12 protein-coding genes are annotated in these 16,329 nt (G+C 59.1%); 3 read left to right on the top strand and 9 right to left on the bottom strand.

Features of this window, described 5'->3' with window-relative positions:
- Positions 1-78 precede the first annotated feature (78 nt).
- From AACX99_RS09790 to glgB, 3 genes are read left to right on the top strand one after another with little or no spacing between them, the layout of a single operon-like run.
- Positions 79-2,064: an alpha-1,4-glucan--maltose-1-phosphate maltosyltransferase gene (locus AACX99_RS09790; protein WP_339411368.1), complete on the top strand. Its 1,986-nt coding sequence runs from the start codon at positions 79-81 to the stop codon at positions 2,062-2,064.
- A gap of 19 nt (positions 2,065-2,083) precedes the next feature.
- Entirely contained in the window at positions 2,084-5,407 is a 3,324-nt protein-coding gene (treS, locus tag AACX99_RS09785) for a maltose alpha-D-glucosyltransferase (protein ID WP_339411366.1), read from the top strand.
- Complete coding sequence (glgB, locus tag AACX99_RS09780; RefSeq protein WP_339411364.1) at positions 5,404-7,563, top strand: 1,4-alpha-glucan branching protein GlgB; 2,160 nt, start codon at positions 5,404-5,406, stop codon at positions 7,561-7,563. Before treS ends, glgB begins: the two co-directional genes overlap by 4 nt.
- 54 nt (positions 7,564-7,617) lie before the next feature.
- Here the strand turns inward: glgB and AACX99_RS09775 are convergent, their stop codons facing one another.
- The 9 genes from AACX99_RS09775 to AACX99_RS09735 all read right to left on the bottom strand — a co-directional run bounded on the left by AACX99_RS09775 (position 7,618) and on the right by AACX99_RS09735 (position 16,319).
- On the bottom strand, positions 7,618-8,031 hold the full coding sequence (locus AACX99_RS09775) for a CBS domain-containing protein (RefSeq protein WP_339411363.1): 414 nt from the start codon (positions 8,029-8,031) through the stop codon (positions 7,618-7,620).
- Between the two features lie 106 nt (positions 8,032-8,137).
- Positions 8,138-8,908 (bottom strand): alpha/beta hydrolase family protein, encoded by a 771-nt coding sequence (locus tag AACX99_RS09770; RefSeq protein ID WP_339411361.1) that lies wholly within the window; start codon positions 8,906-8,908, stop codon positions 8,138-8,140.
- A 144-nt stretch (positions 8,909-9,052) separates the two neighbouring features.
- Positions 9,053-9,268 carry a hypothetical protein gene (locus AACX99_RS09765; RefSeq protein ID WP_339411359.1) on the bottom strand — a complete coding sequence of 72 codons (216 nt, stop codon included), beginning with the start codon at positions 9,266-9,268 and terminating at the stop codon, positions 9,053-9,055.
- Positions 9,269-9,386: 118 nt separating this feature from the next.
- Positions 9,387-10,367 carry a lysylphosphatidylglycerol synthase domain-containing protein gene (locus AACX99_RS09760; protein WP_339411357.1) on the bottom strand — a complete coding sequence of 327 codons (981 nt, stop codon included), beginning with the start codon at positions 10,365-10,367 and terminating at the stop codon, positions 9,387-9,389.
- Complete coding sequence (clsB, locus tag AACX99_RS09755; RefSeq protein WP_339411355.1) at positions 10,364-11,599, bottom strand: cardiolipin synthase ClsB; 1,236 nt, start codon at positions 11,597-11,599, stop codon at positions 10,364-10,366. The genes AACX99_RS09760 and clsB overlap by 4 nt, the downstream gene beginning before the upstream one ends.
- Positions 11,596-12,384 carry an endonuclease/exonuclease/phosphatase family protein gene (locus AACX99_RS09750; protein ID WP_339411353.1) on the bottom strand — a complete coding sequence of 263 codons (789 nt, stop codon included), beginning with the start codon at positions 12,382-12,384 and terminating at the stop codon, positions 11,596-11,598. Before AACX99_RS09750 ends, clsB begins: the two co-directional genes overlap by 4 nt.
- Before the next feature lie 85 nt (positions 12,385-12,469).
- Positions 12,470-13,756, bottom strand: a complete 1,287-nt coding sequence (locus AACX99_RS09745) for a zinc-dependent alcohol dehydrogenase (protein WP_339411351.1) — start codon at positions 13,754-13,756, stop codon at positions 12,470-12,472.
- A gap of 154 nt (positions 13,757-13,910) precedes the next feature.
- Positions 13,911-16,040, bottom strand: coding sequence for a glycogen debranching protein GlgX (gene glgX, locus AACX99_RS09740; RefSeq protein ID WP_339411349.1), 2,130 nt, complete (start codon positions 16,038-16,040; stop codon positions 13,911-13,913).
- Positions 16,041-16,049: 9 nt separating this feature from the next.
- Positions 16,050-16,319, bottom strand: a complete 270-nt coding sequence (locus AACX99_RS09735; protein WP_339411347.1) for a DUF2934 domain-containing protein — start codon at positions 16,317-16,319, stop codon at positions 16,050-16,052.
- Between the last annotated feature and the right edge of the window lie 10 nt (positions 16,320-16,329).

Below are 16,329 nucleotides of genomic sequence, written 5' to 3'. Positions count from 1 at the left end.
GACGTTGTCGCTCCGGCATATTGGCCTCATCGCCGACACCCGTAAAACGTCTACAAGGCGTGACAGGAGCCAGGAACGATGCCGTCCCCCGAATACGCCAACAGCACCATCCGCCGAGCCATCCAGCAACCCCGCCTGGCCATTGAGAATATTCAACCAGTGTTGGAGGGCGGCCGGTTCGCAGTGAAATGCCAGTGCGGCCGTCCTGTGCAGATCAGCGCAATAATCTTCGCCGACGGGCATGATCAGTTGGCTGCCGATGTGTTGTGGCGCGCAGGCCAGCAGGCCGCCTGGCAACGCGTTGCGATGGAAGCGCTGGGCAATGATCACTGGGTCGCCAGCCTGACAATCGAGACCGAGGGGCCGGCCGAATTCGTCATCGAAGCCTGGCACGATGTCTATGCCAGTTTTCGCTCTGAACTGGTCAAGAAGTTTGCGGCCGGCGTATCTGTGAGCATGGAGCTACAAGAAGGCGCTGAGCTGGTACGGCGCATCTGCGCAAGTGCCCCAAACTCGCTTAAAGATCAACTGGCGGACCTGGTGAGCCGCATGGAAGCCGCTCAGTCGACTGAGGAGCGCGTCGCCATCTTGCTCGATCCGGCCATCAGCGAACTGATGCGCCTTGCTGAGTACCGACCACATTTGCTGCGCAGCGCCAACAACCGACTCGATGTCGAGCGCCGCCTGGCGGAGTTCGCCAGTTGGTACGAGCTGTTTCCACGTTCTGAAAGCGCTGAACCCGGCCAGCATGGCACCTTCGCCGATGTGCATCGACGTATCCCGGATATCGCCCGGATGGGCTTTGATGTGCTGTATTTTCCGCCGATTCATCCCATCGGCACGACGCACCGCAAGGGACCAAATAACAGCCTGACAGCCGGACCGAATGACCCTGGCAGCCCTTATGCCATTGGCAGCCCGGATGGCGGCCACGATGCTATCCACCCCCAACTGGGCAGCGTGGATGACTTCCGTGAACTGGTGCGTGTTGCGCGCCAGCATGGCCTTGAGGTAGCGCTGGATTTTGCCGTGCAATGTTCGCCGGATCACCCGTGGCTGCGCGAGCATCCCGGCTGGTTCAGCTGGCGTGCGGACGGCAGTATTCGCCACGCGGAGAACCCGCCGAAGAAATACGAAGACATCGTCAACGTCGAGTTTTACGCGGCCCAGGCTTTACCCGACCTCTGGCTGGCCTTACGTGATGTTGTGTTGGGTTGGGTCGAACTCGGCGTGACGTTGTTCCGTGTAGACAACCCGCACACCAAGCCGATGCCGTTTTGGGAATGGCTGATTGCTGAGGTGCGCGAGCGTCATCCGCAGGTGATCTTTCTCTCCGAGGCCTTCACTCGGCCCGCCATGATGGCGCGCCTGGGCAAGCTCGGCTTCAGTCAGAGCTACACCTACTTCACCTGGCGTAACACCAAGGCCGAGCTGCAGGAGTATTTCAGCGAGCTCAATCAGCCTCCATGGCGTGACTGTTATCGGCCGAATTTTTTCGTCAACACACCGGACATCAATCCGTTCTTCCTGCAGCGCTCTGGCCGGCCTGGTTTTCTTATCCGTGCCGCGCTGGCGACCATGGGTTCGGGCTTGTGGGGCATGTATTCCGGTTTCGAACTGTGCGAGGCAGCGCCAGTGCCGGGTAAGGAGGAGTACTTCGACTCGGAGAAGTACCAGCTGCGCCAGCGGGACTACCAGGCACTCGGCAATATCTCTGCGGAAATTGGCCGGCTTAATCAGATCCGCCGTGAGAACCCGGCGTTGCAGACCCATCTCGGTTTCCAGGCTTACACCGCCTGGAACGACAACATCCTCTACTTCGGCAAGCGCACTGCGGACCGCTCCAACTTCATCCTTATCGCCATTAGCCTGGATCCGAACAACGTTCAGGAGGCGAATTTCGAATTGCCGCTGTGGGAGTTGGGACTGCCCGACGATGCCGACCTGGAAGGGCAAGACCTGATGAACGGCCACCGCTGGACCTGGCACGGCAAGGTGCAGTGGATGCGCATTGATCCCGCCCATCTGCCTTTCGGTATCTGGCGTATCCAATCCGTTCGCTGAAAACAGGAGTACCCAGACGATGGTCAAGCGCAGCGATGCCAACACATTTCTCAACGATCCTCATTGGTACAAGGATGCGGTGATCTACCAGGTCCATGTGAAATCGTTTTTCGACGCCAACAATGACGGTATCGGTGACTTCCAGGGCCTGATCAACAAGCTCGACTACATTGCCGATCTGGGGGTCAATACCCTGTGGTTGCTGCCGTTCTATCCCTCGCCGCGGCGTGATGATGGTTATGACATTGCCAAGTACCGCGGCGTACATCCGGACTATGGCAGCCTTGCCGATGCCCGCCGGTTTATCGCCGAAGCCCATCGCCGTGGCCTGCGCGTCATCACCGAACTGGTGATCAACCACACCTCCGATCAGCACCCTTGGTTCCAGCGCGCGCGCCACGCGAAAAAGGGTTCCAAGGCGCGCAATTACTATGTGTGGTCCGACAGCGACGAGAAATACGACGGCACCCGGATCATCTTTATCGACAGCGAAAAATCCAACTGGACCTGGGACGCCGTGGCCGGTCAGTACTTCTGGCACCGGTTCTATTCGCACCAGCCGGATCTCAACTTCGACAACCCCATGGTGCTTAACGCCGTGCTCGGGGTGATGCGCTTCTGGCTCGATATGGGCGTTGACGGCCTGCGTCTGGATGCAATTCCCTATTTGATCGAACGCGACGGCACCAACAACGAGAACCTGCCTGAGACCCATGCGGTACTCAAACGCATCCGTGCCGAACTGGACAGTCGTTATCCCGACCGCCTGTTGTTGGCCGAGGCCAATCAGTGGCCAGAGGATACGCGGCCCTATTTTGGAGGTGAGGAAGGCGGCGAGGGCGACGAATGCCACATGGCTTTTCACTTCCCGCTGATGCCGCGCATGTACATGGCCATCGCCCAGGAAGACCGCTTTCCGATTACCGACATCCTGCGTCAAACGCCCGAAATTCCGCCTAACTGCCAGTGGGCGATCTTCCTGCGTAACCACGATGAACTGACGTTGGAAATGGTCACCGATGATGAGCGTGACTACCTCTGGAACTACTACGCCGCTGACAGCCGCGCGCGGATCAACCTGGGTATTCGGCGCCGGCTGGCACCCTTGGTCTCCAGAGACCGTCGGCGCATCGAACTGCTCAATAGCCTGCTGTTGTCGATGCCCGGCACGCCAACGTTGTACTACGGCGATGAGATCGGCATGGGCGACAACATCTATCTAGGCGACCGCGATGGGGTACGCACACCAATGCAATGGTCAGTTGATCGCAATGGTGGTTTCTCCCGGGCCGATCCAGCCAGCCTGGTCCTGCCGCCGATCATGGACCCGCTTTACGGCTATCAGACCATCAACGTCGAGGCGCAGGCGCGTGATCCACACTCGTTGCTCAACTGGATGCGGCGCATGCTCAATATCCGCAGCCAATCCAAGGCGTTCGGCCGTGGCACCCTGAAGATGCTGGCGCCGAGCAACCGGCGGATTCTTTCCTACCTGCGCGCGCACACCAACGAGCAAGGGCATGAAGAGCACATTCTCTGCGTAGCCAACCTGTCCAGCGCTGCCCAGGCGGTGGAGCTGGAGCTTGCCGACTACTGCGATCGGGTCCCGGTGGAAATGATCGGCGGCGCTTCTTTCCCGCCAATCGGCCAGCTCACCTATTTGCTGACGTTGCCCCCTTACGGCTTTTACTGGTTCTACCTGGCCGACGCCTCGCAGATGCCCAGCTGGCACCAGCAACCGGTAGAACGCATGCCTGAGCTGCAGACCCTGGTTCTCGCCCGCGCCTTGAGCGAGGTTATGAACGACAGGCCGCGGCGTACCCTTGAGCTGGAATCGCTACCGCTGTATTTGCCCAAGCGCCGCTGGTTTGCCAGCGAGCAACAACCTGGCGGCGAGGTGCGCCTGTTGTATGTCACCCCGCTGGGGCAGGGCGCGGATGCGTCCTTGTTGGCCGAGGTGGCGGTGTCGGGCGAGCAGGGCGTGGAGCACTACCGGCTGCCGCTTGCTGCCGTCGCGGAACGGGCCACTGGTAGCGATTTGCCGCAGCAATTGGCGCTGGCCCGACTGCGGCGTGGCCGACATGTTGAGCTGCTTACCGATGCCTTCAGCCTGCCGAGTTTCAGCCTGGATATGCTGCGCCTGCTACGCAGCGGTGCGGTACTGCACAGTGAGGCGGGAGACATCCAGTTTCATCCAGAGGCGGCATTGCTGGAGTTTGCTGACGCCGATGAGACGCAAGTCAAACTGTTGTCGACTGAACAATCCAACAGTTCCACGTTGGTCGGCGATCAGCTGATGCTGAAGCTGTTACGTCGCGGCTTTTCGGGCATTCACCCCGAGGCCGAGATGGGCCGTTTTCTGACCGCGCAGGGTTATTCGAATGTGGCGCCATTTCTTGGGGAGGTGGTGCGGATTGATGAGAACGGTGTCCCCCATACCTTGATGGTGGTGCAGAAGTACCTCAACAATCAGGGCGATGCCTGGCTCTGGACCCTCAATACCCTTGATCGCGCCATACGTGACGAGCTGTTGGGCGGTACGAACAGTCCCGGCCTAGATGCGCTGGCCGAGCTTGAGGCTTTTTCCGCTGTGCTGGGTAAGCGTGTAGGGGAAATGCATGCGGTACTGGCACGGGCTGTGGAAAACCCTGATTTCGGCTATCAGCTGAGCGATGAGCGCGACAGCACAGAGTGGGCGACGTCGATTGGCGAGCAGCTACGCGAGGCGCTGAGTGTGCTTAGCAAAAACCGCGAGAGCGTGCCTTTGGCGCTTTGGCCGCAGGTGGAGTGGTTGCTCGATGAGGAACACTCGTTGCAGCAAGCCGTGAGCCATCTGGCCACACTGGTTGCCGGTGGCTTGCGTATTCGTGTGCATGGTGATTTGCACCTCGGCCAAGTGCTGGTGGTGCAGGGCGATGCCTACATCATCGATTTTGAGGGCGAACCCAATCGCTCGCTGGAGCAACGCCGGCAACGTCACAGCCCGCTCAAGGATGTCGCCGGCATGCTGCGTTCATTCGATTACGCAGCCGCCCTGGCGCAGCGCAATGCTGCCGGGATGGATGCCGCCAGCGATGCACAGCAGGCGGCGATCAATCGCATCATCGCCCATTACCGCAGCACCTCTGACAGCGCCTTTATGCAGGCCTACCGCCTGGCCGCAGGCGGATTGCCCCATGAATGGCAGGCCAGGGACGGTGAGGGGGCGGCCCTGGACCTGTTCTGCTTGGAAAAAGCGGCTTATGAAATCGTCTATGAATGCGGACATCGCCCCGACTGGATCGATGTACCGCTGCAGGGTCTGACCGATCTGGCCCGTAAACTTCTGGGAGTGCACACGTGAAGCAAGACAGAGTGGCGAGCCTGCTGCGGGCCGAGGACGGCGATCCGTTCAGTTTTCTCGGCCCTCATCCGCAGGCCAACGGTACCCTGGTACGGGTCTGGATGCCCGGTGCCGAAGGTGTGGAGCTATTGGCAACTGATGGCCGTTCCCTAGGCACCATGCAATGCACCGATGCGCAGGGGCTCTTCGAGCTGTCCATGGACCAAGCCCAAAGCTACCGCTTGCGTATCCACTGGCCAGATGGACAGCAGGAAACTGAAGACCCCTATGCCTTTGGTCCCTTGCTGGGTGAGTTGGACCTGTATCTGTTTGCCGAGGGTAACCACCGCGTACTGTGGCGCTGCCTGGGCGCCCAGCACGAGACCCGTGAGGGCATCGAGGGGGTGCGCTTTGCGGTCTGGGCACCCAATGCGCAACGGGTGTCGGTGGTGGGCCACTTCAACAGCTGGGATGGCCGGCGTCATCCCATGCGGCTGCGTTATCCGGCGGGGGTCTGGGAGCTGTTTATCCCGCGCCTGCAAGCGGGTGAGTGTTACAAATACGAGATATTGACCGCAGGCCGCGTACTACCGCTCAAGGCTGACCCCCTGGCTCAGGCGACCGAAGTACCCCCAGCTACGGGGTCACGGGTGCCACAGCCTGCAGCGTTCGACTGGCAGGATCAGCAATGGATGGAGCAGCGGCAACAGGTTCAAGGCCGGCACGCGCCATTATCGATCTACGAGCTGCATGCTACGTCCTGGCAATGGCACGATGACCGTCCTCCTTGCTGGGATGAGTTGGCGGACAAGCTGATTCCCTATGTGCAGAGCCTTGGCTTTAGCCATATCGAATTGATGCCCATCATGGAGCATCCTTTCGGCGGGTCGTGGGGTTACCAGCCACTCTCGATGTTCGCCCCTACGGCGCGCCTGGGTGACCCGCAGCGGTTTGCCGCGTTTGTTGACCGCTGCCACCGTGCCGGCATCGGGGTCATTCTCGACTGGGTGCCGGGCCACTTTCCCAATGACGCGCACGGCCTGGCCGAGTTCGACGGTACGGCGCTCTATGAGTACGCCCATCCATTCGAAGGCTTTCATCCGGATTGGAATACCTGCATCTACAACCTGGGCCGTACCGAGGTGCACGGCTTTATGCTCGCCAGCGCGCTGTACTGGTTGCGTGAGTACCACATCGACGGTTTACGCGTAGATGCGGTGGCCTCGATGCTCTATCGGGACTATTCGCGTGAAGAGGGCGAGTGGATACCCAACCGTCACGGTGGCCGGGAAAACCTTGAGGCCATCGAGTTTCTCCGCCATCTCAATGAGGTGATCAGCAGTGAGGTGCCGGGGGCTTTGGTGATCGCCGAAGAGTCCACCGCCTGGCCGGGGGTCAGCCGGCCTGTGCAGGAGGGCGGCCTGGGTTTCTCCCATAAGTGGAATATGGGTTGGATGAACGACAGCCTGAGCTATGTGCAGAATGACCCGATTTACCGGATGCATCATCACCACCAAATCACATTCGGGCTGCATTACGCCTTTTCCGAGCGGTTTATCCTGCCGATTTCCCATGATGAGGTGGTGCACGGCAAGCATTCATTGCTGGGGCGCATGCCGGGTGATCGTTGGCAACAGTTCGCCAACCTGCGCCTGTACTTTGCCTTTATGTGGACTCACCCCGGCAAGAAGTTGCTATTTATGGGCTGTGAATTTGGCCAGTGGCGCGAATGGAACCATGACCAGCAACTCGACTGGTACCTGCTGCAATACCCAGAGCATGTGGCGGTTCAGTCGCTGCTAGGTGAGCTGAATCAGCTGTACCGGCGCGAGCCAGCTTTGCACGGGCAGGATGAGTGCGAAGCAAGCTTTCAATGGCTGATTGGTGATGATGCGCGAAATAGTGTGTTTGCCTGGATCCGCCATGCGCCTGACAGTCAGCCTCTGTTGATCGTGCATAACTTCACGCCTCAGAAACATACCGCCTACAGGGTAGGGGTCACTTGCGCAGGGACTTGGGAGGTCATGCTTAACACCGATGAGAACCGCTGGAGTGGTTCGGGTGCGGGCTGCACGGGCAACTTGGCCAGTGAGGCAATTGCAGCCCATGGGCAAAGCCATTCGTTGTTGCTTGAGCTGCCGCCGCTGGGCAGTTTGATTCTGCGCCCGCTGCCGTAGAGCAGCAGCCTGAAGGAGCCCGTGGCTCCTCTCAGGTCTTCGCTTGCTGATGGCTCAGTGAGCGCGTGCTACGCCCTGCAGCACGGTGGCGCTTGCGCGCTCATTGCGGCTGGCGGCAATGTTGCCCAACGAAACCACGCCGACTAAGCGTTTTTCTCGATTGAGTACCGGCAGGCGGCGCATTTGGATATCGGCCATGTTCTTGGCCACGTGTTCAACATCCTCATCATCGAAGCAGTAACAGATCTCGCTGCTCATTACCTGGCGTACTGGGGTGTCGTTTGTGAGCCCGGCAGCTACGCCGCGAATCGCAATATCTCGATCGGTGACCATGCCGATCAGACGGTCGCCGTCATTGACCAACAGCGCACCGCTATCGATGTCTGCCATGAGCGTTGCAACGTCACGCAGGCTGCGCTCGGGATTGGTGGTTTGTACATTACGGGTCATGATTTCGCTGATTTTCATCGTTATCTCCTTTGATAATGAAAGCCTAGAATCAAGGCCTTCTGTAAATTCCGACCAGCATCACCTGGGGTTGTTCAGGTTGATTCGGTAGGCGTTTTTTCAGCTTTTAGGAGTAACGCATCAAGTGGTACGGGTAGTCGCCAACACGCGCGCCTACCACCATTTCGCTGATCCAACTGATAAGAATCCGGGTATAGGCTTGCTGATCACTGTCTTGGCTGAGCCCATGGTCAGCACCGTCGATAATGCGATGGGTCAGCGAGTGGGCTTTCTCGAAGGCTGCGCGGTAGCTCATCAGCGTGGTGTGTGGCACAAAGTCATCGTGCTCCGATTCCACCAGCAGCACATCGCCCGTGAAATTGGCACAGGCCGCGAGCGCCTGGTTCTCCTGAGCATTCCAGAGATGCCGGCGGTACTGCGCCAGTCGCACAACATCCAATTGGCGTTTGGGCACGTGCCAGTCTTCATCCCAATACAACGCCGGCACGCGCAAGGCTAACCATTTCACGGCACGCCGGGCACTCAGGTAGGTGGACAGATAGCCGCCGTAACTGCTGCCAATTACGGCAATGCAGTCCGGGTCGACGGAGGGGTGGCTCACCAGCCGGTCATACGCGGCAATGATGTCGGCGAGGTTGTGCTCACGCGTGACGCTTTCCTTTGCCGCTACGGTTTTTTCATGACCGCGCAGATCGAAGGTCAAACATACGCAACCCAAGCCGGCAATGCCTTTGGCGCGCGCCAGATCGCGTTGTTGACTACCGCCCCAACCATGCACGAACAACACGCCGGGTACTTTGCTTTCAGGTGAGAGAACGGTGCCGACTATGGATTCGTTTTCCACAATGATGTCAATCGTTTCACTTTGTGCAGTCATGCGTGGTTTACCTTGACGTATTTAGGTGGTCTCCACAGTTAGGTTTCATGCCTTCAACCTAGGCCTATGACATTGGCGCACGCCACTACGCCTATGGATTGGGACCGGCAGCATTGCGGGCTCTGGTTGGCGTCGTTGCCAGGCCTAGCCTTGAGCGTGGCGACTTGCCGGCGTGCGGTCTTGCTGGGCGATAGGCTTTACCTGCACATCGGTAATTTCATTTGGCCACTCAAAGGTGTGGATCGAATTGAGGCGTAAGCGCGCCTGATCTAGCGTTAGCTCTGCGCTTTCGGCTTCAACTTCCACCGCATGGGAATGGTTGTGCAGGTTGTAACTGATCACGTGTGTGGCTTTGGACATAACAGGCCTCCAGGTTGTATGAACATCAGATTGTGTAAACAACAGGGTGATAGACCCCTGAAATTGCCACCCAAGTTCCACCTTTCCGCTCAATGGCCAATGAGTGTTTGGCGATCGTTTAGGGCTTGCATGAGGCCGGCCGATTGGCGTCTTCATGCTGACTGCGAAGATGCTTGGCGCGCTTCTCCAGAATCAGATAGGCGATGCACGCGATTAACAGTGGCAGCAAGAAGTAGAGCGCTCGATAACCGAGCAGGGCTGCCACCAGGCTGCTTTGGCTGAATTGATGCTGCAGCAGCGCGAGGAATACCGCTTCGAGCACGCCCAGGCCGGCTGGAATATGGGTGATGGCGCCCGCCACACAGCTGATCAGCAGCACGCCGAGGATTGATGGATAAAAGGCGTTGCTCGGCAGTAACAGATAGATCAGCGCAGCCATTAGCGCCCAGTTGCTTGCTCCCAGGCAGAGCTGCAGCAAGGCCAGGCGAAACGACGGCAGCGTAATGCTGTGGTCACGCCAGGCCCAGACGCGTTGCTTGGATAGCGCGCAAATGGCGAGGTAAGTAGCAACTACAGCTAACAGGAGAAAGCCGGTCAATTGCAGGCCTGTCATGCCCAGGCCCCAACTCTCTGGCAGTCGGATCAGGCGCAGGGAGAAGATTACCCCTGCCAGGGCCATGTAACCGGTCCAGTTGGTCAGCAATCCCAGGCTGATAATGCGCGTCACTGTGGCGGCTTTCAGTCCCAGGCGGGTGTACAGGCGATAGCGCAGTGCAACCCCGCCGACCCAGGTGGTGAAATTAAGGTTGAAGGCGTAACACACCATCGCCACGGGCATTACCTGGCGTGCCGGGAGTTTGTGCCGGGTGTAATAGCGCCCCAAGATATCGTAAAGGCTGAAAACTACGTAACTGCACAGTACCAACACCACGCCGAGCGCAAGCGTCTTTGCGCTGTAGCCCGTGATGGCCTCGCGCACTTCATCCCAATCGAGATTTTTTGCGAGCAGGTACAGCAAGGTCGGAATCAGAAGCAGAAAGAACACCGTCAGCAGACGCTTGCCCCAGATCACCATCTTGCTTTGCTGGGCAGTGCTCATCCGGTTTTTTCCTCTTTGCAGTAACAGGGTGCAGCTTCTGTTGGCTCGACTGGCATTGCTTCGATGGGCGAGGGGTCGAGGGGCTTCAGTTTTTTCCGGTGGGCCGGCAACCACCCTGCAATGGCCGGGAACAGGCGCATAAAGTGGAAACACATAAAGACCAGCGGGGCGCGCCACCAATAGCCGCGCAACATGCGCTCCAGCTGAATGCGCGTGCAGTGCTCGGCGGAGAGTTTTTGCAGGTGCTCATGCAACTGCTGGTTGAAGGTGCGATCGTCGATAAACAGATTGGCCTCAAGATTCAGGGCCAGGCTCAAGGGGTCAAGGTTGCTTGAGCCCACGGTTGACCATTGCTGATCAACCAGTGCCACTTTGCCGTGCAGCGGGCGCTTGCAGTATTCATAGATGGTCACTCCATCACGCAGCAGGTAGTTGTAGAGCAACCGGGAGAAGGCCTGAACCCAGAGCATGTCCGGTTGCCCCTGGAGAATCAGTGTGACCTTTACGCCGCGACGAGCGGCATTGCGCAATGCGCGCAGCACTCTGTAGCTGGGGAAGAAGTAGGCATTGGCCACGATTATCCGCTCCTTGGCGGCGCGCAAGGCGGCCAGGTATTGCTGTTCGATATCCGTGGTGTGGCGGTTGTTGTCACGCTCCAGCAGCATGATGCGCACGTCGCCCACAGGCTTGACCGAGGGTTGCGCCGGGCTGGGCTCGCTGAGTGCCGGCCGTAAAAACCGCAGCGTGCAATTGTGCAAGTCGCGCACGATAGGGCCGCTGACTTCGACGGCATAGTCCTGCTTGGCCATATCGCCGAAATCCCCGAGGTGGTCGGCCGAGTAGTTAATGCCACCGACGAATGCCCGTTCACCATCGACCACCACGATTTTGCGATGCAAGCGCCGGAACAGGTTGGTGCGCATGCCGAGACGCCGCGGGCTGGGATCGAAGACGTGTACCTTGATCCCTTCACGGGTCATGGCAGAGACGTATTCGTTGCCCAGGTCGGCCGTGCCATAGCCATCCACTGCAAGGACCACCCGCACGCCACGCCGAGCGGCCTCGATCAGCACCTCCTGCAATTCAAAACCAACCTTGTCCTCCATGATGATAAAGGTCTCCAGCAGCACTTCCTCGCGGGCTGCGCGGATGCACTCGAACGCGCGCGGATAAAACTCTTCACCATTGATCAGCAACTGGATCTGGTTACCGTCGCGCCATAAACCACTCATAGAAGGATCTCCGCTGTTAAGGGGGCATGATCCGAGAGATGCGACCAGGGTCTGGTCGAGAGCACCAACGGGGCACGCGCCGTGGCGTTACGCACGTAAATGCGGTCCAAGCGCAGCAAGGGGAAGCGCGCTGGAAAGCTTTTTGCCGGGGCGCCGTAGGTCTCGCGAAATATCTCGGTCAACGACTGTTCGGCCAGCTGCGCATCGGCTCGCAGGCTCCAATCATTGAAGTCTCCGGCGACTATGACGGGGGCCCTGGGATTGATGCTGGCAAGCAAATCGAGGAGCAGGCTGATCTGTTTACGACGATGGGACTCACGCAAGCCGAGGTGTACGCAAATCGCATGGACCTCGGCGTGCCCGGGTACGTCTAGTTGGCAGTGAAGCAGGCCGCGTTGCTCATTGCCCTTGACCGTCACATCAAGGTTGTCGTGCCGCACGATGGGGAATTTCGACAGCAAGGCATTGCCGTGATGGCCGTCGGGGTAAATAGCGTTCTGGCCGTAAGCGAACTGCGGCCACATGCTGTCGGCGAGAAATTCATACTGCGGGATATCGGGCCAATCGCTAAAACGTTTGGCATGCAAAGCGTGGCTGCCCAACACTTCCTGCAGAAAAACCAAATCTGTACTGGTGGCTTGTACCGCGCTACGAAGCTCCGGCAGGATGAAACGCCGGTTGAGGGCTGTGAACCCTTTATGCGTATTGATCGTCATCACCTGCAGGCTTTGCACGGTGGTGATTCGGTCAATGACAAGCTCGGGTTTGGGGATAGTGGTATTCACGCCATCACGCTCCTTGCCGACTTTCTTGCTAATCCGGGCTCCTCAGGCCGATCCGACAGAGGAGATGACCCGGTAGATTGGGCGCTCAGAGACGTCCTGGTTTCTCTGAACGTGCTTCGTGGTAGGGCGAAGCCTCGGCGATCACACGGTCCAGTGCGGCATCGCTGAGCACCTGTTCTTCACTGCCGCTGCCGCTGTGTTTGGCGGGGCGCAATTCAACCTTGATCCAGCCACTCTCACGGCGGTCGAATGCCTTAAAGGCTTCGATGGCGTCAGTCATGGGTTTGATCTGCGTGAGGATTTTTGCCGGGTCGATACGCCCGGCTTGAATCATCTCGATCAAGCGCGGGATATAGCGCCGGTGATTGCAGTTGCCCATATTGATCGTCAGGTTCTTGTTCATCGCCATGCCGATCGGAAAGTGCTCTGCCTGCTGCGGATAGACGCCGATGATGCCCAGCGTACCGGCCTTGGCCAGCGCCTCGACCGCCCATTGCAACGCTTGGCTGGGGGCGTTTCCTGGCTGCCAGTTGTGCTCACGATTAGCCTTCGCGCTATCGGTAGGGTCCGCGTCGTGGTGACCATGTGCTGGGCACTCGGCATCCACGCCTACCGCGTCAATAGCGCGGTCGACGCCAATGCCATTGGTCAAACGGCGCAGCGTCTCTACGGGGTCTTCCTGATCGAAGTTGATCACTTCAGCCCCTTGCTGGCGGGCCATCTGCAAGCGGTCATCAAAGCGGTCGATAGCGAACACCCGTGATGCGCCGAGCAACTTGGCGCTGGCGATGGCGAACTGGCCCACCGGGCCACAACCGAATACGGCCACGGTGTCGCCGCTGCTGACTTCGGCTAACCGGGCACCGAAATAGCCAGTTGGGAAAATGTCTGAGAGCAGGATCGCCTGGTCATCGCTGATCTCGCAGGGCAGCTTGATCAGGCCGATATTGGCAAAGGGTATGCGCGCCCGCTCTGCCTGCAAGCCATGAAATGCACCTGTGGCTGCCGGGCCACCGTAGAACGCCGTACCCGCTTCTTTGCCGTTGGGGTTGGCTTCATCGCATTGAGCGTAGTAACCGGCTCGGCAATAGGTGCAGTTACCGCAGGCAATAGTCGACGGCACGACCACCCGATCACCGATGCTCAAATTACGCACATCACTACCTAGTGCTTCAACAATCCCCACGCCCTCATGCCCAAGGATGGTGCCCGCGACCATGCCGCCTACTGTGCCTCGCACAAAGTGCAGGTCGGTGCCGCAAATGGCCGACGCGGTCAGGCGAATGATGGCGTCGGTGGGGGCCTGGATGGTCGGTTCGGGTACCTCGTCAAGGCGTATATCGCCGATGCCGTGAAAAACCACTGCTTTCATGTTTGCCTCCCAATCCCGGGTTTTCCGGTGGTGCAAATGAATGTTGCCGTCGAGGGTCGGCCCATGTTTTTTCGAGTGGTTCAGCCTGCAGGGGTTCAGGTTATTTGTCGGACAGGGCACGCCTCACGCGGTCAGCGCATACAGCGATGCCGCGTTAGCGTTGCAGCTCAAGCAGTTGCAGGGATCGCCCTGCCAGATTCAGGGTGTCGCTGTGCAACGGCTGAGGGGTGGCTTGTGCCACGGGGCGGTGGGTGTCGATCAGGCAGGTCCAGCGCTTACCACCGGCGACTTCAGGCAGCACAAAGGTGCGACTCTCATGGTGGGCGTTGAGCAGTAGCAGGAGCGTTGCGTCAGCGCCGCTGCGTTTGACGCCGGTGGGTTGAGCGCGCCCGTCCATCAGCATGCCCATGCAGCGCGCTTGATTATCGTGCCAGTGCGCTTCGGTCATTTCCTCGCCGTCGGGGGTTAACCAGGTGACGTCCTTGACCCCTAGCTCCTCGTTGTAATGCCCCACCAGAAAACGCCGCCGACGCAAAATGGGGTGGCTGCGACGCAGGTCGATTAGGCGCTGGCAGAAGGCGATTAGTGCGTGACCTTCTTCGTCGATATTCCAGTCCACCCAGCTGAGTTCGTTGTCCTGACAATAAGCATTGTTGTTGCCGTGCTGGGTTCGGCCGAACTCGTCACCGGCCAATAGCATCGGCGTACCCTGGGCGAAGAGCAGGGTGGCCAGCAGATTGCGCATTTGTTGCAGGCGCAGCTGGCGAATGCCCGGGTCATGCGTCTCACCTTCGCAGCCATGGTTCCATGAACGATTGTGATCCGTGCCGTCCTGGTTGTTCTCGTTGTTGTCTTCGTTGTGTTTGTGGTCATAGGAGACCACATCGCGCAGGGTGAAACCGTCATGGGCGGTAATGAAGTTGACTGAGGCAAACGGGCGACGCCCCCGCTGGTTGTAGTGATCGCCCGACGCTGTCAGGCGGCTGGCCAGTTCAGCCAGCTCGCCTTCATCGCCTTTCCAGAACGCCCGCACATTGTCGCGGAATTTATCGTTCCACTCCGCCCAGCCCGGTGGAAATCTGCCGACCTGATAGCCACCGGGTCCGCAGTCCCAGGGCTCGGCAATCAATTTGACCTTGCTCAGTACGGGGTCCTGGCGGCAGGCAACAAGAAAGCCATGACGCTCGTCGAAGCCATGGGGGTGACGGCCGAGAATGGTCGCAAGGTCGAAGCGAAAGCCATCGACACGCATTTCACTGGCCCAGTAACGCAGCGAATCGGTGACCATCTGCAACACACAGGGGTGACTCAGGTCCAGGGTATTGCCGGTGCCGGAATCGTTGATGTAGTAACGCCGATCTTCCGGCAGCAGGCGGTAATAGCTGGCGTTGTCGATGCCGCGCATGCACAGCGTCGGGCCGCGCTCGTTGCCCTCGGCGGTGTGGTTGTAAACCACATCAAGGATCAGCTCCAGGCCAGCGGCATGCAGGTGGGCAACCATTTCCTTGAACTCGCTGACCTTTCCGCTGGCGAGATAAGCGGGGTGAGGGGCAAAAAAGCCGATGCTGTTGTAGCCCCAGTAGTTGTTCATACCGTTTTCCAGCAGGTGCTGGTCGTTGACGAAGGCGTGCACGGGAAGCAGCTCCAGGCTCGAAACCCCAAGCTCGCGAATGTGTCGCAGCAGCTCTGGATTGGTCAGCCCTGCGCACGTGCCACGCAGGGCATCAGGAACGGCGGGGTGACGCATGCTGATGCCGCGTAAGTGCGCTTCATAGAGCAGCGTGCTGTCCCAGGGCACGCGAATAGGCGGCTGTTCGCCCCAAGTGAAGGCCGGGTCGATCACCTTGCATTTGGGTACGAACGTGGCGCTGTCGCGCTCATCGAAACTCAGGTCGCCGTCTGGCGAGTCAATGGTGTAACCGAACAAGGCTTCGGACCATTGCAGCTTCCCCACCAGTTGCTTGGCATAGGGATCAAGCAGCAGTTTGTGGTGGTTGAAACGATGCCCGGCTGCGGGGTCATAGGGACCATACACGCGGTATCCGTAGATCTGCCCTGGGCGAGCATCCGGCAGGTAACCATGCCAAATCTCGTCGGTGTATTCAGGCAGCTCGATACGCTCGATTTCTTCTTTGCCCTGATCATCGAACAGGCACAGTTCCACGCGTGTTGCATGCGCTGAGAACAACGCGAAATTGACCCCGAGCCCGTCCCACGTGGCCCCCAGCGGGAAAGGGTTGCCCTCGGTCACTCGCGAGTGCTGACGGTTGTGCGCCGTGCTCATGGTCATTCCTCAAGGCTTTGGGTTTTTTGTCGCGGTGCTGCGCGGTGTGCGCGGTTTTTTCAGTAAGGCAGGCTGTTCGACCTCGGTAAGGGGAACTGTCTTGGGCTTGCTGATCCGGCGTGGTTTTGCCGGCGGTGTCAGTTGTTTCTCACCACTGGCCTCGGCTTCGGCGAGCTTGCAGGCCATCATCCAGTGGCGTTCCGCTTGGCCGGCGGGTTTGCCCTCCGACTCCCATATCTGAAAGGCAAATTCACGTATGCGTTGTTCATCGATGTTCATGGTGACGCTC

The sequence above is a fragment of the Pseudomonas sp. EA_35y_Pfl2_R5 genome, assembly GCF_963970805.1.
Lineage (GTDB): Bacteria > Pseudomonadota > Gammaproteobacteria > Pseudomonadales > Pseudomonadaceae > Aquipseudomonas.
The sequence above is the reverse complement of the archived record's forward strand: the minus strand, read 5'-3'. Positions and strand labels throughout refer to the sequence as shown.